This is a genomic window from Enterobacter sp. BIDMC93 (assembly GCF_001037805.1).
In the GTDB taxonomy this organism is placed as follows: domain Bacteria; phylum Pseudomonadota; class Gammaproteobacteria; order Enterobacterales; family Enterobacteriaceae; genus Enterobacter; species Enterobacter hormaechei_C.
The window spans coordinates 2,657,862-2,674,352 of record NZ_KQ089962.1; the positions used below are offsets into that span (position 1 = coordinate 2,657,862).

Consider the following 16,491-nt stretch of genomic DNA (forward strand, 5'->3'; position numbering starts at 1 on the left):
ACGGAGTTGACATGTCAGCAAGAGAGCGTTTTTTTAAGAAAGTGCAACAGAATATCGGGGACAAACCAATCTATGTTAATACGGCTGAGGCCGAAGTCAGGGCGTTTTGTGAGAGGATGGAGGATCTTGCGCAGCAAATCATTACATGGTTTGAAGGTTCTGGTATTGAAATATTTTTATCTAAAAAACATATCACCGATTTAAGTACGGTTGGCTACAGCCTCAGTAGCGGTATATGTCGTTATGCCATTACGACGATCATTTTGCAAAATGGGGATCGCAGCGTCACCATTATGCCAGAACAGGTGATCAGGGGGCCGGAGAAGGGGTGTGTGACGATGAGTATTAATGTCCCCGATAGTCTGTCGGGGGCGAGGATATTCCATTTAAGCATGGCGCCTGATACAGGCTGGTATATTCGTCGCGGGCATCAAAGTGCAAAAGAGAATATTCTCATGAATGAGGACTGCTTTTTCCAGACTATCGACTATCTGGCCTGAACGTAAGCCACTCTAACGGGAGGGGAGCGTATTAACTACGTTAACTTATTAAGCACCACTAAACAACGGCGCCCTACAGTACCCCTCCTTAAATATATAATTGCCATTTTTGAAGGGGTATCAGCAACCAAACGACAAGCCAGGCATTTAGCGTAAAACATGCTTTTTGTCCGCCTTAAGTAAAACTGCGAAAATCAAACTGCAAAACAACAAACCAGCGACGAACGTGAGGACAAATTCGTATGGCAATGCTATAACCCTTAATGCCAACCAAAATATAATGTCCCAGGAAAACGTATGCTAAGAAATATTAGTGTCAGAACGTTCATTGTCTATTTCCTTTTATGTGTATTTTTGGTAAGTGATGGAGTTATAGCGCTATTTTCACGGAATTCTTCGCTTTTTATTGCAGTCATAATTGTACAATTCATCGCCTTATTTTTGCTTTGGGCGTACATGACAAAATATCTTGTGACGCCGATCAATACGGTGAAAAAAAGTATTGAAGAAGTGACGTCAGGCAAACTTGGCGTGTCGATACCTGAATTTGGCAACAACTGTGCGGGACGACTGATCCCGGGGATTAACAGTCTCTCCAGCAACATTGCAACGCTGGTCCGTGAGATCCGCGCCTCCTCGCAAACCGCGATGACCCTGTCAGATCAACTCTCTTCACGCAGCGCGCAGCTTTCCGTCAAAACAGAACAGCAGTCAGCTTCGCTGGTGCAAACGGCAGCAAGCATGGAAGAGATGGCTGCAAGTACAAAAAATAATGCCGACAATACCCGTTTAGCCAGCGAGCAGGCGAATATCGCGACGTTACAGGCGCGTAAAGGCGGAGAATTAATGGGGCAGGTCGCGAACAATATGCAGTCGATTACCGACTGCGCCCAGCAAATGACAGAGATTATCTCGCTGATTGACGGTATCGCTTTTCAGACCAATATTCTGGCGCTTAACGCCGCCGTTGAAGCGGCAAGAGCGGGCGACCATGGTAAAGGGTTTTCTGTGGTCGCGGGTGAGGTGAGAAGCCTGGCGCATCGTAGCGCCGAAGCGGCAAAAAATATTAAGTCACTGATTGAAGTTACCAGCCATAACGTGACGCAGGGCGTTAACGTGGTCTCTGAAGCCGAAAAAAACATGCATGACATTGTTACCGGTTCGGGCAATGTCAGCAGACTGATGGATGAAATATCCGCCTCAACATCAGAACAGGAAAAAGGTATTTCACAAATTACGCAGGCATTGTCAGAGCTTGAACGCGTAACGCAGAGCAACGTGTCAATGGTTGAAGAACTCAATGGATCGTCAGATGTGCTGCGCAATCAGGTGATTGAGCTTCAGACACGAACACGTAATTTCCGTCTGGAAAATGAGTTCCAGACTGATAATGCATTAAAAAGCCGCGAATGGGCGGTGAATTCCTGAACGTATTCAGGACGATGCCTCACATAATTATTGCTTAACCCTCGGCGAAAGCTAGACTGACACCGAAAGAGATAAAACGGTGGAGGCGCTGTGGAGAGCATTAAAGGGTCTGAGGTTAACGTACCTGACGCAGTTTTTGCATGGGTGTTTGATGGACAAGGCGGCGCAAGGCCGCTTGAAGATCAGGATCACATCGACAGCGAACATCCATGCTGGCTGCACCTCAACTACACGCACCCGGACAGCGCCGAGTGGCTCGCGTCCACGCCGCTATTGCCCAACAACGTTCGGGATGCGCTGGCGGGAGAAAGTCTCAGACCCCGCGTCAGCCGGATGGGTGAGGGGACGCTAATTACGCTGCGTTGTATAAACGGCAGTACGGATGAGCGTCCGGATCAGTTGGTGGCAATGCGTGTTTATATGGATGAACGGCTGATTGTTTCCACCCGCCAGAGAAAAGTGCTGGCGCTGGATGACGTCATTAACGATCTGAAAGAGGGCACCGGACCTACGGATTGCGGCAGCTGGCTGGTGGATGTGTGTGATGCGCTGACCGATCATGCCAGCGAGTTTATAGAAGAACTTCACGATAAAATCATCGATCTGGAAGATAACCTGCTCGATCAGCAAATCCCCCCACGTGGTTTTCTGGCGCTGCTGCGTAAGCAGCTCATCGTGATGCGCCGCTATATGACCCCTCAGCGCGACGTTTATGCGCGGCTGGCCAGCGAACGCATGAGCTGGATGAACGACGATCAACGCCGCAGAATGCAGGATATCGCTGACCGGCTCGGACGTGGACTGGACGAGATTGACTCATGTATTGCCAGAACGGCAGTCATGGCGGATGAGATAGCCCAGGTGATGCAGGAGTCGTTAGCCAGGAGAACGTACACCATGTCGCTGATGGCGATGGTCTTTTTACCGAGTACCTTCCTGACGGGGTTGTTTGGCGTAAACCTCGGAGGAATCCCCGGCGGTGAATATCACTATGGCTTCACCACGTTTTGCGTCATGTTAGTGGTTTTGATTGGGGGTGTTGCATGGTGGTTGCATCGTAGTAAATGGCTGTAAATTTACGCTTTTCTGTGGCAGAGTCGGCTTCAAAACGACATTTTAATTGAGCGAAATCAATAAACTCCGACCATGTTAGGTGCAATATTACTCCCGCAGGTGAATGCAACGTCAAGCGATGGGCGTTGCGCTCCATATTGTCTTACTTCCTTTTTTTGAATTACTGCATAGCACAATTGATTCGTACGACGCCGACTTCATAGTCGGCTTTTTTTTGCCTCCTGTTTATCTGCGTCTACCCTTTAGGAGTAAGCACCCTAATCTGGAGGAAAAGATGAGTATGCTACTTGCCCTGCAACGCCTTAACACCTGGCAGTCCGATCCGGTGCCCATCGATCCGACGCCGATACCCGATCCTGTCCCACGTCCGCAGCCGATGCCGGATCCGCCGCCCGATGAAGAACCGATTAAATTGTCGCATCGTTAGCGCAGATCTGCGAGGATACGCGCCATCTGACTGCAATCATTACCACGAGAGTATATTGTGACCGCTTTTTCCACGCTGAACGTTCTGCCTGAAGCCCAACTGACTAACCTGAATGAGTTGGGCTATCTCACTATGACCCCTGTCCAGGCCGCCGCGTTGCCGGCTATCCTTGAAGGCCGTGACGTGCGCGTGCAGGCGAAAACCGGCAGTGGAAAAACGGCTGCATTTGGGCTAGGCCTGTTACAACACATTGATGCAACCCTGTTTCAGACCCAGTCCCTGATACTCTGCCCGACGCGCGAGCTGGCCGACCAGGTCGCGGGTGAGCTGCGTCGTCTGGCGCGTTTTTTGCCTAACACTAAAATTTTAACGATCTGCGGCGGGCAACCGTTCGGTGCGCAGCGCGATTCCCTTCAGCACGCGCCGCATATCATTGTGGCAACGCCGGGCCGTCTGCTCGATCACCTGCAAAAAGGCACCGTTTCACTCGATGCACTGCAAACGCTGGTGATGGATGAAGCTGACCGCATGCTGGATATGGGCTTCAGCGATGCGATTGACGAAGTGATCCGCTTTGCCCCAGCCACACGCCAGACGCTGCTCTTTTCTGCCACCTGGCCAGAGGCGATAGCGGCGATCAGCGGGCGCGTGCAGAAGAACCCGCTGACCATTGAAATCGATACTGTCGATGCGTTACCGGCGATTGAGCAGCAGTTCTTCGAGACATCGCGGCACGGCAAAATTCCACTGCTACAAAAATTGCTGAGCCAACACCAGCCAGCGTCCTGCGTGGTGTTCTGTAATACCAAAAAAGATTGTCAGGCGGTGTGCGATGCTCTGAATGATGCCGGACAGAGCGCATTATCGCTGCATGGCGATCTGGAACAGCGCGAGCGCGATCAGACGCTGGTGCGTTTCGCTAACGGCAGCGCTCGCGTGCTGGTTGCAACGGATGTGGCGGCCCGTGGCCTGGATATTAAATCGCTTGAGCTGGTGGTGAATTTCGAACTGGCATGGGATCCGGAAGTGCATGTCCACCGCATCGGGCGTACCGCGCGCGCAGGTAACAGTGGTCTCGCCATCAGCTTCTGCGCACCTGAAGAGGCGCAGCGCGCCAATATTCTTGCGGAAATGCTGCAACTAAAACTCAACTGGGTGAATGCCCCAGGTAATATCAGCATCGCTCCGCTGGCGGCGGAGATGGCCACCCTGTGCATCGACGGCGGTAAAAAGGCCAAAATGCGTCCCGGTGACGTTCTGGGGGCGTTAACTGGGGATATCGGTCTCGACGGGGCAGATATTGGCAAGATCACGGTCCATCCTGCGCATGTCTACGTAGCGGTTCGCCAGTCGGTTGCACATAAGGCCTGGAAACAGTTGCAGGGCGGGAAGATTAAAGGGAAGACCTGCCGCGTTCGACTGCTGAAATAAGCTTAAAACGCGTCTCAGAAATGATATCTGAGACGCTGCCAGGTTACTTGACTTCTACCACGTTCAGGCGCAGTTCATCGAATTGCGCATCCTCTTCCTCTGGCTGCCAGCCAGCAGGCTGCATCGGGATCTCTTCGCGGTCAAACGCCAGATCCCCGCCATTCACCACCTCTGAACCGTGGTTAATCCCTTTGAAATCGAACAGTTCAACGTCGGCGAGGTGCGAAGGCACCACGTTCTGCATGGCGCTGAACATGGTTTCGATGCGGCCCGGATAGCGTTTATCCCAGTCACGCAGCATGTCGCCAATGACCTGACGTTGCAGGTTCGGCTGTGAGCCGCACAGATTGCACGGAATGATAGGGAAGGCTTTGGCCTGGGAGAAACGCTCAATGTCTTTCTCGCGGCAGTAGGCGAGTGGGCGGATCACGATGTGTTTCCCGTCGTCGCTCATCAGCTTCGGTGGCATTCCCTTCATTTTGCCGCCATAGAACATATTCAGAAACAGCGTTTGCAGAATGTCGTCCCGGTGATGACCAAGCGCAATCTTGGTGGCGCCCAGTTCGGTTGCAGTGCGGTACAGAATGCCGCGACGCAAACGTGAGCAGAGCGAGCAGGTCGTTTTGCCCTCTGGGATCTTCTCTTTAACAATGCCGTAGGTATTCTCTTCTACGATTTTGTACTCAACGCCCAGGTTCTCAAGGTACTCCGGCAGGATATGCTCCGGGAAGCCCGGCTGTTTCTGATCGAGGTTAACCGCGACCAGGGAAAAGTTCACCGGTGCGCTTTGCTGTAGATTGCGCAGGATCTCCAGCATGGTGTAGCTGTCTTTACCGCCCGACAGGCAGACCATGATGCGATCGCCTTCTTCAATCATATTGAAGTCTGCAATGGCTTCGCCCACGTTACGGCGCAGTCGCTTTTGCAGTTTATTCAGGTTGTACTGTTCTTTCTTGTTAATTTCTTGATTTTGTTGCATCTATTCGTTACTCAGATCTCAAATGGGGCACAGGGTGAGGAAAACGATTTCAAAGCGTCAGCTTCGTGTTCATCTCTTCTATCCATGTAGCATAGATTTCATACACCATCTGCGCATTTACGTGCCCCACCTGGTTAGCGATAAAAGACGGGTTTGCGGCTACCGGTAAAAACCAGCATGCGAAAGTGTGTCGTGTATGGTACGGATTGCAGCGCCGAATGCCAGCACGATTTACAAATGAGCTCCACAGGAGAAGTTTGGTTAAGACTGAAGGGTTGTCTACACTTACAGCTTACGCAGTAAAAACGGAGGTGAAAATGACTGACCGTCCCGTTAATGGTGACCATCCTGATTATAATCCCAGCCCGGATAACCCGGACAAGGATGGAAAAAAACCGAAAGATGATCCTGGCTCAGCGCCTGAATCAGGCGATAAAGATCCAGAGTAATGACCTGCCGCCTTTTCGAAGGCGGTTTTAACACCCATTCGGCCTCTCTATGCGCACCGCTATTCATGTTGTCCTCTTCAACGTTGTCTGATAACCGCTCAGAACCCCTACTGTTTTGCCTGGCGAACAGCTGAGATAAAGCACGGATCTCATTCCCGCGTACCAGCGCGTTTTACATTTCTCCTGCTACGCTTTTGAGGGGGACAAGGGAGCGCTTCTATGAAAAATAAAGACGAGCAGACAGGATTAGTTGGGCTGGCGATTGGTGCCGCCGTTATCGGGCTGGTTTCATCCCAGAAGATCATCAACCGTGAAAGTATTGTCGCTGAGCTGGTAAGGCTCGGCAGGCAGAAGGGGGATGGTGTCGAAGATGAGGTCTTTTTAAAAGCGGCTGAGTTAGTGAGAAAAGGAGTATAACGATGGCTGACATTCGTCATGCACAGTGTCATTGTGGGGCGGTGAAATTTACGGTTGAGCTGTCGGACGGCCTGAATACCGCTCGTCGATGTAGCTGCTCGTTTTGCAGGATGCGTGGGGCGGTAGTGGTTTCAGCGCCTTTGACGGGCATTAAGGTGACGCAGGGCGCGGACACGCTCACAGAGTACCGTTTCAACACCGGCACGGCGCGCCATTTCTTCTGTTCGATTTGCGGTATTTACACGTTCCACCAACGACGTTCCAATCCCAATGAATATGGTGTGAATGTCGCCTGTCTGGAAAATGTCACGCCATTCGACTTCCCGGAAGTGGCGGTAATGGATGGAGTAAATCACCCTATGGATGGCGACAGCGGGGTAATTGGTTATCTCTCTTTTCGCAAAGAACAGGCGAAACAGCGATAAAATTAGCCCGCAGATCGCTGCGGGCTAACGGGATTAGAACTGGTAAACCAGACCTAACGCTACGATGTCATCCGTACCGATACCATTGTTTTTGTAGAACGAATCATCTTCATCCAGCAGGTTGATTTTATAATCAACATAGGTGGACATGTTTTTGTTGAAATAGTAGGTAGCACCGACGTCAGCGTATTTCACCAGATCTTTATCGTCCTGGCCATTGCCCAGGTCTTTACCTTTGGACTGTAAATAGGAAATAGCCGGACGCAGACCGAAATCGAACTGATATTGTGCGGTGACTTCAAAGTTCTGGGTTTTGTTTGCCACCGCATCTGCATTGTCGCCGTACGGCGTCATATTGCGGGTTTCGGAATACATTGCCGCCAGATAAATGTTGTTGGCATCGTATTTCAGACCTGCGGTCCATGCATCCGCAGTATCGCCGCCGGCGGTAGTGTAATTTACCTGATCGTTGGTACGGTCAGATGAAGTAAATGCTGCACCTGCGCTGAAGCCCATGCCGAAATCGTAGGTTGCGGATATACCGTAACCGTCACCATTTTCATGACGTGTATCACGACCGTTGTTGGTCCCTTCATTGGTAGAGCAGAAATTCTCGTCGCAGTTATTACCTTCATTATTACCCTGATACTGCACCGCGAAGTTCAGACCCTGCACCAGACCAAAGAAGTCGGTGTTACGGTAGGTAGCCACGCCGTTTGCACGACCGGTCATAAAGTTATCGGCATAAGTATAAGAGTCGCCACCAAATTCTGGCAGCATATCGGTCCAGCCTTCAACGTCGTACAGGACGCCATAGTTACGGCCGTAATCGAAGGAGCCGTAATCGCCCACCTTCACACCCGCGAAGGCCAGACGCGTCCAGGACTGATTGTCAGAACCTTCGGTGTTGTTTGCCTGAATGTTGTATTCCCATTGTGCGAAGCCGGTCATCATGTCGTTGATTTGGGTTTCACCTTTAAAGCCCAGTCGCATATAGGTTTGATCGCCATCTTTAGACGCGTCGTCAGAGAAATAATGCAGACCATCTACTTTGCCATACAGATCCAGTTTATTGCCGTCTTTATTATAAATTTCAGCTGCGTGAGCGGCGCCAGCCATTAACAAAGCGGGGATCATCAGTGCCAGTACTTTTCTTTGCATTTTGATTATTCCTTTGCAGTTATTTTTTTATTACTTCGTGAACTTTCCGGGCTGGAAAGCTGTCCCATGCTAAATCACTCTGACGGCGGATGAATAAAATATAATTGTTACGGGTTAAGTAAAATCTAAACTAAATGATGCGGTAGAAATAACGATTGATGCCATGAATGAATTATTATAATCAATACAAAATAAAAATTATTAATTACGTGGAAAACAAGGTAACCTTCACGCCGTTATATGCCTTTAAGATTTTTTCATCCATAATTCACGTGAATATTGTTCAGAACATTGAGGCAATTTTCACCGATCTTCTGGATTCGCCCGGTGCACGTGCATCGGGCTTTTTTTGGCAAAAAAATGCCCGGACATGCCGGGCATACAGGTTATTCGCTGGTCGATTTTTCGGCTTTCCCCGCCAGTTGCGCCAGGAAGTCATACCGCTTCTGTAGATCCGCTGCCGCATCCTTCCATAGCTGCTCTGCCACTTCTGGCTGTTGAGCGTTCAGCCTGCGGAAACGCTGCTCCTGAAGTAAGGTTTCGGCAAGGGCGTCTGACGGCGGACGCGAATCCAGCGCCAGCGGCAATTTCCCTTCATCGGCACGGCGCGGGTCGAAGCGGTACAGTGGCCAGAAGCCGGTTGCGGTGAGCTGACGCATCTGGTCGTGGCTGAGCGCCAGATCGTAGCCATGCTCCTCACACGGACTGTAGGCGATAATCAGCGACGGCCCTGGATACGCTTCCGCTTCCTGAATGGCTTTCACCGTCTGGTTGAGCTGCGCCCCCAGCGAAATCTGCGCGACGTAGACGTGTCCATACATCATCATGCTGACGCCCAAATCTTTACGCGCCTTGCGCTTGCCGTGCTCACCAAATTTCGTGACCGCCCCCAATGGCGTTGCTTTCGAGGCCTGTCCGCCGGTGTTGGAATAGCACTGAGTATCGAGCACCAAAATATTGACGTTTTCGGTCAGGCTCAGGACATGGTCAAGACCACCGAAACCAATATCGTAGGCCCACCCGTCGCCGCCGATCAGCCAGACAGATTTTTCAACCAGCGCGTCAGCATCAGTGAGGAGTTGTTCAGCCCCTTCAACACCCTGAAGCGCGTTGCGCAGTTCAGCAACCTGCGCGCGACGAACGTCAGGTGTGGCCTCCGCATGCAGGGCATCATTCAGTTCTGCCGGGATCTTATCGGCAAACTGTGCGAGCAGACGCATTACGCGGGCGCGGTGCTGATCGACCGTCAGACGGAATCCCAGACCAAATTCTGCGTTGTCCTCGAAAAGCGAGTTTGCCCACGCCGGGCCGCGACCGTTCGCGTCGGTGGTGTATGGCGTGGACGGCAGGTTACCCCCGTAGATCGACGAGCAGCCCGTCGCGTTGGCAATCAGCATTCGGTCACCGTAAAGCTGAGTGAGCAGTTTGATATACGGTGTTTCGCCGCAGCCGGAGCACGCCCCGGAGTACTCGAAGAGCGGGGTGATGAGCTGCGAGGTACGAATGTCAATGCGTTCCAGCTTGTTGCGATCGATTTCGGGCAGGTCGAGGAAGAAATCATAATTCACTTTCTCTTCTTCAACATGTTCAAGACGCGACATCATATTGATGGCTTTGATTGACGGGTCCTGACGATCTTTCGCCGGGCACACCTCAACGCACAGGTTACAGCCGGTACAGTCTTCCGGCGCCACCTGTAGGACATATTTCTGACCACGCATATCGCGGGATTTTACATCCAGCGAGTGCAAACTTTCCGGCGCGCCATCTAACGCTTCTGGCGACACCACTTTGGCGCGAATGGCCGAGTGCGGGCAGGCCGCCACGCAGTGGTTGCACTGGGTGCACAGCTCTTCTTTCCAGATGGGAATCGCTTCGGCAATGTTGCGTTTTTCCCAGCGGGTCGTGCCCATCGGCCAGGTTCCGTCAGGCGGAAGCGCAGAGACGGGAAGGGTGTCGCCCAGTCCGGCAAGCATCGCCGCCGTGACGGTTTTGACGAAATCCGGGGCGGCGTCAGACACCACTGGCGGCCGGTTCGGACTGCTGGCATTGACCGGCTGCAACGGCACCGCGAACAGCGATTCGCGGGCCAGCGCCAGCGCCTGCCAGTTGCGCTCAACCAGTTCCTGACCTTTGCTGCTGTAGCTTTTGGCGATTGCACCCTGAAGCTCCATCAGCGCGCTGTCGCCCGGCAGAATATTGGTCAGGTGGAAGAACGCCATCTGCATAACCGTATTGATGCGCGCCGCCAGGCCGCATTCGCGGGCGATCTTCGCGGCGTTAATGACATACAGGCGCGCCTGTTTCTGGTTAAGCACCGCCTGCACTTCCTGGGGCAGGCGTGCCCAGACCTCGTCGGCGCTGTAAGGGGTGTTGATCAGGAAAATACCGCCGGGCTTCAGGCGCTCGGCCATCTGATATTTATCAATGAACTGGAGCTGGTGACAGCCAACAAAATCCGCCTGAGAAATCAGGTATGCCGAGCGGATCGGGTGTTCGCTGACGCGCAGGTGGGAGACGGTCAGTCCGCCCGCTTTTTTGGAGTCATAGACGAAATACCCTTGCGCATACCACGGCGTAGAGTTGCCGATAATTTTGATGTTGTTCTTGGTTGCCGAGACGCTGCCGTCGCTACCCAGACCGTAGAACAGCGCTTCCAGTTTCGCAGTCGAGGGCAGGGTGTTTTCCGGCAAGGGCAGAGAAAGGTTAGTCACGTCATCATAAATGCCGACCGTAAAGCGCGGCTTCGGTTTTGCCTCGCGGAGTTCAGCAAATACCGCCAGGACGCACTCCGGTCCGAACTCTTTGGAAGACAATCCATAACGCCCGCCAATGACGCGCGGCAGCGTTTCGCGCTCACCGCGGTTAAACGCCTCAGCCAGAGCGGTCATCACATCCAGATAAAGTGGCTCAGCCTGTGCGCCAGGCTCTTTGGTGCGGTCCAGTACCGCCACTGCACGCGCGCTGTCCGGCAGGGCTGCGAGCAGGTGTTTCGCTGAGAAGGGACGGTAGAGGCGAACTTTGAGCACGCCAACTTTTTCACCACGCGTCAATAGCTCATCAACCACCTCTTCACAGGTGCCAATGGCGGAGCCCATCAGGACGATCACGCGCTCGGCCTGCGGATGACCGTAATATTCAAACGGCTTATATTCGCGGCCCGTCGCAGCGGCAAAATCGTCCATCGCCTGTTCAACGTGTTCATAGACCGCGTTGTACCACGGGTTTGTCGCCTCGCGGGACTGGAAATAGGTATCCGGGTTCGCAGAGGTACCCCGGATCACCGGATGTTCCGGATTGAGGGCGCGAGCGCGATGCGCATCGATGTCAGCCTGCGGCAGCAGATTAAGAATAGTGTCGTCCGGTAGCGGAACGATTTTATTGATCTCGTGGGACGTACGGAAACCATCGAAGAAATGAATAAATGGCACTCGGCTTTTCAGCGTGGCGATATGCGAAATCAGCGCGAAGTCCTGCGCTTCCTGCACGCTGCTGGCGCAGAGCATAGCGCAGCCGGTCTGACGCACGGCCATCACATCTGAGTGGTCGCCAAAAATAGAGAGAGCGTGAGTGGCTACGGTGCGTGCGGCAACGTGCAACACAAACGGCGTTAATTGCCCTGCCAGCTTGTAAAGCGTGGGGATCATCAACAGCAGCCCCTGAGACGACGTGAACGAGGTCGACAGGGCACCGGTCTGCAACGCACCATGCACGGTGGCAATGGCACCGGCTTCGGACTGCATCTCTACAACCCGCGGGACATCGCCCCAGACGTTTTTTATCCCATTACCAGCCCAGGCGTCAGCCTGTTCAGCCATCGTGGAGCTGGGAGTGATGGGGTAGATGGCGATCACTTCGCTGGTACGAAACGCAACAGACGCGACTGCACCATTGCCGTCAATAGTTTGCATAGGACAACACCCTTACATTGCGCAAAAAGAGGGGCCTGAAAAACGACGACAGACCCTGAATATTATCTGTGTATTTTAGCAAAGCTCAGGTTTTACGATTTTCGCTTTTGTGTCCTTGGTATGCGCTGTATCAATGACTCGATGGCTACTCGCGTTAAAAAATTGCGAGAAATTGTTACCAGGGCGCATAAATACGCACATCCGCTCTCGACGATGCGGCGCGTGATGCCTATTATGCATAGGTTTCGCGTTAATTATGGGGAGGAAGGTATGCGTTCAGCATTTTGGGTCGGATGTGCCGCGTTACTGTTGTCGGCATGCAGCAATGAACCTGTACAGCAGGCGACAGCGGCACACGTTACGCCAGGTATGCGGGCGGCTATGTCCAGTTCAGGTCAGGCCAACTGCGCAATGATCGGCGGTTCACTCTCCGTTGCCCGTCAGCTCGATGGCTCCGCCATCGGCATGTGCGCATTGCCAAATGGCAAACGCTGTAGTGAGCAGTCGCTTGCCGTAGGTTCGTGCGGAAGCTACTGAGTTATTCAACTCGCTTAAACATCAATGTTTTATTGGCTGTCGCCAGGGTTAACTGGTCTTCGGTCAGGTCTACCTGTGCGCCTGTGCGTAGCATATCGGCGATGGTCTGATCCAGTTCATTTAGCTGCGGCTCGGTGCAGAGTTTCCGCGTCATTGCCAGCGTTTTGACCGTCAAATCTCCTTCGGACAGTTTCCCCTGGCCGTTGAAGCCGTTGCACATTGTGCCGGAGACGACAATGTTGTTAATCAGGCTGATATTGGGTTGCGCACTGAAGCGAATTTCAGGCTGGGTTTTCCCGCCTTTAACCGCTTTGCCATCCACATTTTCCAGAACGAAACGATGATTCTCTAGCTGTTCGGTCTGAACGGAGGCTTTACCAGGATTAACGCATCCAGCCAGTGCGAGGCTGATTAAACTTACTGCCGCGAGCTTTTTCATTTTTTTTCTCAAACTATCAATACCGTAAATATTTTTTCAGTGTAACCATACCCTCCTGAGTGTTAATGGGGTTTATCTGAAAGTGCGGGAAGGGACCGGGCGGCGGCGCACCCGGTCAGTGAGTTAGTGCGATTTAAATCCGGCTGCGGCCATCAGCATTTTAAAGAGCATACTTACGCAGGCCAGCGCCAGGACGCTGCCGCCCCAGATGATGGCAAGCCACATCAAACGTTTCCATACAGGTTGTTGCATCAGTGATAACCCTCCCCATGCTGTACTTTTCCGCGAAAAACGTAATAACTCCAGAAGGTGTAGACCAGAATCACGGGAATGATCAACAGTGCACCCACTAACATAAAGCCCTGGCTTTGGGCTGGCGCAGCGGCCTGCCAGAGGGTAATGCCCGGCGGGATGATATGCGGCCAGATGCTGATCCCAAGCCCGCTAAACCCAAGAAAAACCAGCCCTAATGTCATGATAAACGGCAGAGTATGGCTCGCAGGATCGTTCAGGCAGCGCCACTGGCACAGACTCAGGATCGCAACCAGCGCAGGCACGGGCAGCAGATAAAACAGATTCGGCAGCGTAAACCAGCGCGCAGCAATAGCTGGTTGGGCGAGAGGGGTCCAGATACTGATTACTGCAATGAATACCAGAAGCAGGAGCAGAAGCACTTTCGATACCTGACGCATCCGCTGTTGCAGGGCATTTTCGCTTTTCATTACCAGCCACGTTGAACCTAGCAGCGCGTAAGCCACTACAAGACCCGCACCGCAGAAAAAATTGAACGCGGTAAACCAGTCAAACGGACCACCGCTGTAAGCGCGACCAGTGACGCTGAACCCATGGATGACCGCGCCGACGGTGATGCCCTGGCTAAAGGTCGCCACAATTGATCCGCCAATAAAGGCCTTATCCCAGAACGGGCGGTGCGCCGGAGTGGCCTTGAAGCGAAATTCGAAGGCGACGCCACGAAATATAAGCCCGATCAGCATTATTGTCAGTGGAATGGTTAGCGCGTCGATGATAACCGCATAGGCGAGAGGAAAGGCGCCAAACAGGGCCGCACCGCCAAGCACCAGCCAGGTTTCGTTGCCATCCCAGACGGGAGCCACGCTATTGACCATCACGTCGCGGTCGTCCGCATTCGGCGTTGCCGGAAACAGGATGCCTATCCCCAGATCAAAACCGTCCATCACGATATACATCAACGTGGCGAAAACGATAATCACGAACCAGATAATGGAAAGATCGATACCCATTACGGTTACTCCTTGAATTCAGTGGTGACGGCAGAAAGCGGACGAGCAGGGCGGCCATCGGATTCAGTCGCGAAGGATTCATGGGGCTGCGGCCCTTTTTTAATCAGACGCACCATATAGCTGTAACCCACGCCGAATACCGCGGTATAAACCACGAAGAAGGCCAGCAAACTGACGCTCATGTGCAGATCGCCATGCGCGGAAACCGCATCCTTTGTACGCTGTAGACCATAGACGACCCAGGGCTGGCGGCCGACCTCCGTTGTTACCCATCCGGCGAGGATCGCGATCAGCCCGGACGGCCCCATCAGCAGGGCAAACCACAGGAAGGAACGTAAGGTATAAAGGCGCTGTTTATAACGCAGCCAGATTGCCGTCACGCCCAGGAGCAGCATCAACATTCCCAGGCCGGCCATGATGCGGAAAGACCAGAAGACAATGGTGGCGTTCGGGCGATCTTCTTTTGGGAACTCCTTCAATGCCGGAACCTGTTTATCAAGACTGTGGGTCAGGATCAGGCTGCCGAGAGCGGGAATTTCCAGGCCAAAACGGGTCCGTTCCTGCTCCATATCCGGCCAGCCAAATAGCAGCAGTGGGGTAGGCTCACCCGGCGGATTCTCCCAGTGGCCTTCTATGGCGGCTATTTTCGCTGGCTGGTGTTTTAAGGTGTTAAGCCCGTGCATATCACCCACCAGCGCCTGGACGGGTGCCACGATCAACGTCATCCACAACGCCATGGAAAACATGGTGCGAATAGCGGGCGTATTGTTTCCGCGCAGCAAATGCCAGGCCGCGGAGGCACCGACAAACAGCGCGCTGCTGAGAAATGCCGCTATCGACATGTGCAGCAGGCGGTAAGGGAAGGAGGGGTTAAATACCACGGCAAACCAGTCCACCGGAACGACCTGACCGTTGATGATTTCATACCCTTGCGGTGTCTGCATCCAGCTGTTTGACGAGAGGATCCAGAACGTAGACATGAGGGTCCCCAGTGCGACCATGCAGGTCGAAAAGAAGTGCAGCCCTGGCCCGACCTTATTCCAGCCAAACAACATTACCCCGAGGAACCCCGCCTCAAGGAAGAACGCGGTAAGCACTTCATAGGTCAGCAGGGGGCCGGTAATACTGCCCGCGAACTGCGAAAACCCACTCCAGTTAGTGCCAAACTGATAAGCCATCACCAGGCCGGAAACCACGCCCATCCCAAAGTTGACGGCGAAGATCTTCGACCAGAAATGGTACAGCGAGCGCCAGACGGGATTTTTTGTTTTCAACCACAGCCCTTCCAGCACGGCGAGATAGCTCGCCAGGCCAATGGTTATCGCCGGAAAAATAATATGAAAGGATACGGTAAAGGCGAACTGTATTCGCGCAAGATGAAACGCATCTAAACCAAACATGCACTGCCTCAATGTTAAACGGTGTACTGTTATGATAGAGAGGCGGCAAATGAGATATCAGAAGCAGAAATCGATAATTTATCTATAACAGTTGTGGGAAAAGCTGAACTTTATCTGGCTGATATAGGTAACAAGGAAGAATAAAAAATTTCTTTTTATGATTTTTACGCATTAAACAGCTTGCTTTGTCGCCAGCAACATGCGTTAATGGATTTCTGGTTTTGAATCCAAATAAATATCTGACGTAGTTTTATAAAGCAGTTCTCATCACGTTGTGCCTCTCCGCAGCCTCTCTTGGGTCTTTATCTACATTCCGATTAGTTTTGTATCGAACCATTTATTGCCTGATCGGCTCATGAGTAATTTACGTTTTTACGTTTACAGGAGAATCCTATGACTTCTTATATCCATTTCCGCTGCCCATGCTGTCATGGCTCGCAGTACCGCACCTCAGCTTTTGATGTGTCTGACAAAAATCCGTTCGGCGCGAAATGCATTTTCTGCAAATCGTCGATGATCACGCTCGACCACCTGGCCGCAGCGCGTTCTGCTCAGAATCACATTACAGAGTACCGCAAGTAATCTGCCGCGTTTCCTATAACAGTTAGCAAAATCTTCTCTTTTTCTCCTGCTGATATACACTGTCAGCAA

Annotated in this window: 17 protein-coding genes and 1 pseudogene; 10 read left to right on the forward strand and 8 right to left on the reverse strand. The window is 52.5% G+C overall.

The window, feature by feature from the left end:
- The first annotated feature begins 11 nt into the window (after window positions 1-11).
- From SK58_RS12460 to dbpA, 5 genes are all read left to right on the forward strand, one after another.
- Entirely contained in the window at window positions 12-500 is a 489-nt protein-coding gene (locus tag SK58_RS12460; protein WP_033486893.1) for a hypothetical protein, read from the forward strand.
- A gap of 297 nt (window positions 501-797) precedes the next feature.
- Entirely contained in the window at window positions 798-1,928 is a 1,131-nt protein-coding gene (locus SK58_RS12465) for a methyl-accepting chemotaxis protein (RefSeq protein WP_023303809.1), read from the forward strand.
- Between the two features lie 90 nt (window positions 1,929-2,018).
- Complete coding sequence (gene zntB, locus SK58_RS12470) at window positions 2,019-3,002, forward strand: zinc transporter ZntB (protein WP_017382256.1); 984 nt, start codon at window positions 2,019-2,021, stop codon at window positions 3,000-3,002.
- A gap of 280 nt (window positions 3,003-3,282) precedes the next feature.
- Window positions 3,283-3,429: a proline-rich small protein YnaL gene (locus SK58_RS22895; protein ID WP_369700085.1), complete on the forward strand. Its 147-nt coding sequence runs from the start codon at window positions 3,283-3,285 to the stop codon at window positions 3,427-3,429.
- Window positions 3,430-3,486: 57 nt separating this feature from the next.
- A complete protein-coding gene (gene dbpA / locus SK58_RS12475; protein WP_048219988.1) occupies window positions 3,487-4,860 on the forward strand; it encodes an ATP-dependent RNA helicase DbpA in 1,374 nt (457 codons plus the stop codon).
- Between the two features lie 43 nt (window positions 4,861-4,903).
- Here dbpA and ttcA read toward each other — a convergent pair whose 3' ends face one another.
- Both ttcA and SK58_RS22355 read right to left on the reverse strand, forming a co-directional pair.
- Window positions 4,904-5,839 (reverse strand): tRNA 2-thiocytidine(32) synthetase TtcA, encoded by a 936-nt coding sequence (gene ttcA, locus SK58_RS12480; protein ID WP_001186974.1) that lies wholly within the window; start codon window positions 5,837-5,839, stop codon window positions 4,904-4,906.
- A 49-nt stretch (window positions 5,840-5,888) separates the two neighbouring features.
- Window positions 5,889-6,086, reverse strand: a pseudogene (locus tag SK58_RS22355) (tyrosine-type recombinase/integrase); the annotation flags it as partial.
- Window positions 6,087-6,156: 70 nt separating this feature from the next.
- Here SK58_RS22355 and SK58_RS23200 point away from each other — a divergent pair.
- The 3 genes from SK58_RS23200 to SK58_RS12490 all read left to right on the forward strand — a co-directional run bounded on the left by SK58_RS23200 (window position 6,157) and on the right by SK58_RS12490 (window position 7,130).
- The gene (locus tag SK58_RS23200; RefSeq protein ID WP_017693355.1) at window positions 6,157-6,288 is read left to right on the forward strand and encodes a hypothetical protein; all 132 of its coding nucleotides are present in this window, start codon (window positions 6,157-6,159) and stop codon (window positions 6,286-6,288) included.
- A gap of 219 nt (window positions 6,289-6,507) precedes the next feature.
- Window positions 6,508-6,705 carry a hypothetical protein gene (locus SK58_RS12485; protein WP_000790642.1) on the forward strand — a complete coding sequence of 66 codons (198 nt, stop codon included), beginning with the start codon at window positions 6,508-6,510 and terminating at the stop codon, window positions 6,703-6,705.
- Between the two features lie 2 nt (window positions 6,706-6,707).
- A complete protein-coding gene (locus SK58_RS12490; RefSeq protein WP_017382259.1) occupies window positions 6,708-7,130 on the forward strand; it encodes a GFA family protein in 423 nt (140 codons plus the stop codon).
- Window positions 7,131-7,163: 33 nt separating this feature from the next.
- On the opposite strand, the gene ompC is transcribed toward SK58_RS12490, so the two are convergent.
- Window positions 7,164-8,291, reverse strand: coding sequence for a porin OmpC (gene ompC, locus SK58_RS12495; protein ID WP_048219990.1), 1,128 nt, complete (start codon window positions 8,289-8,291; stop codon window positions 7,164-7,166).
- 386 nt (window positions 8,292-8,677) lie between these two features.
- Complete coding sequence (gene nifJ, locus SK58_RS12500; protein WP_017693357.1) at window positions 8,678-12,202, reverse strand: pyruvate:ferredoxin (flavodoxin) oxidoreductase; 3,525 nt, start codon at window positions 12,200-12,202, stop codon at window positions 8,678-8,680.
- A 270-nt stretch (window positions 12,203-12,472) separates the two neighbouring features.
- Between nifJ and SK58_RS12505 the strand changes: the two genes are divergently transcribed.
- Window positions 12,473-12,739, forward strand: coding sequence for a putative hemolysin (locus tag SK58_RS12505; RefSeq protein WP_003856935.1), 267 nt, complete (start codon window positions 12,473-12,475; stop codon window positions 12,737-12,739).
- 1 nt (window position 12,740) lies between these two features.
- Here SK58_RS12505 and hslJ read toward each other — a convergent pair whose 3' ends face one another.
- The 4 genes from hslJ to SK58_RS12525 form a co-directional block, all read right to left on the reverse strand.
- Entirely contained in the window at window positions 12,741-13,178 is a 438-nt protein-coding gene (gene hslJ, locus SK58_RS12510) for a heat shock protein HslJ (RefSeq protein WP_048219992.1), read from the reverse strand.
- A 123-nt stretch (window positions 13,179-13,301) separates the two neighbouring features.
- Complete coding sequence (locus SK58_RS12515) at window positions 13,302-13,430, reverse strand: DUF2474 domain-containing protein (protein WP_017693358.1); 129 nt, start codon at window positions 13,428-13,430, stop codon at window positions 13,302-13,304.
- Window positions 13,430-14,440 (reverse strand): cytochrome d ubiquinol oxidase subunit II, encoded by a 1,011-nt coding sequence (gene cydB, locus SK58_RS12520; protein ID WP_048219994.1) that lies wholly within the window; start codon window positions 14,438-14,440, stop codon window positions 13,430-13,432. Before cydB ends, SK58_RS12515 begins: the two co-directional genes overlap by 1 nt.
- Window positions 14,441-14,445: 5 nt before the next feature.
- Window positions 14,446-15,840 carry a cytochrome ubiquinol oxidase subunit I gene (locus SK58_RS12525; protein WP_040117698.1) on the reverse strand — a complete coding sequence of 465 codons (1,395 nt, stop codon included), beginning with the start codon at window positions 15,838-15,840 and terminating at the stop codon, window positions 14,446-14,448.
- 393 nt (window positions 15,841-16,233) lie between these two features.
- Here SK58_RS12525 and SK58_RS12530 point away from each other — a divergent pair, with 393 nt between their 5' ends.
- A complete protein-coding gene (locus SK58_RS12530) occupies window positions 16,234-16,422 on the forward strand; it encodes a cold shock small protein YmcF (protein WP_017693360.1) in 189 nt (62 codons plus the stop codon).
- The last annotated feature ends 69 nt before the right edge of the window (window positions 16,423-16,491 follow it).

Bases quoted from the DNA above. Each gene is read 5' to 3' on its own strand.
- SK58_RS12525 (WP_040117698.1), bottom strand. From the start codon at position 15,840: ATGTTTGGTTTAGATGCGTTTCATCTTGCGCGAATACAGTTCGCCTTT.
- hslJ (WP_048219992.1), bottom strand. From the start codon at position 13,178: ATGAAAAAGCTCGCGGCAGTAAGTTTAATCAGCCTCGCACTGGCTGGA.
- SK58_RS12485 (WP_000790642.1), top strand. From the start codon at position 6,508: ATGAAAAATAAAGACGAGCAGACAGGATTAGTTGGGCTGGCGATTGGT.
- SK58_RS22895 (WP_369700085.1), top strand. From the start codon at position 3,283: ATGCTACTTGCCCTGCAACGCCTTAACACCTGGCAGTCCGATCCGGTG.
- ttcA (WP_001186974.1), bottom strand. From the start codon at position 5,839: ATGCAACAAAATCAAGAAATTAACAAGAAAGAACAGTACAACCTGAAT.
- SK58_RS12460 (WP_033486893.1), top strand. From the start codon at position 12: ATGTCAGCAAGAGAGCGTTTTTTTAAGAAAGTGCAACAGAATATCGGG.
- SK58_RS23200 (WP_017693355.1), top strand. From the start codon at position 6,157: ATGACTGACCGTCCCGTTAATGGTGACCATCCTGATTATAATCCCAGC.
- ompC (WP_048219990.1), bottom strand. From the start codon at position 8,291: ATGCAAAGAAAAGTACTGGCACTGATGATCCCCGCTTTGTTAATGGCT.
- nifJ (WP_017693357.1), bottom strand. From the start codon at position 12,202: ATGCAAACTATTGACGGCAATGGTGCAGTCGCGTCTGTTGCGTTTCGT.
- SK58_RS12530 (WP_017693360.1), top strand. From the start codon at position 16,234: ATGACTTCTTATATCCATTTCCGCTGCCCATGCTGTCATGGCTCGCAG.
- SK58_RS12505 (WP_003856935.1), top strand. From the start codon at position 12,473: ATGCGTTCAGCATTTTGGGTCGGATGTGCCGCGTTACTGTTGTCGGCA.
- SK58_RS12515 (WP_017693358.1), bottom strand. From the start codon at position 13,430: ATGCAACAACCTGTATGGAAACGTTTGATGTGGCTTGCCATCATCTGG.
- SK58_RS12490 (WP_017382259.1), top strand. From the start codon at position 6,708: ATGGCTGACATTCGTCATGCACAGTGTCATTGTGGGGCGGTGAAATTT.
- cydB (WP_048219994.1), bottom strand. From the start codon at position 14,440: ATGGGTATCGATCTTTCCATTATCTGGTTCGTGATTATCGTTTTCGCC.
- SK58_RS12465 (WP_023303809.1), top strand. From the start codon at position 798: ATGCTAAGAAATATTAGTGTCAGAACGTTCATTGTCTATTTCCTTTTA.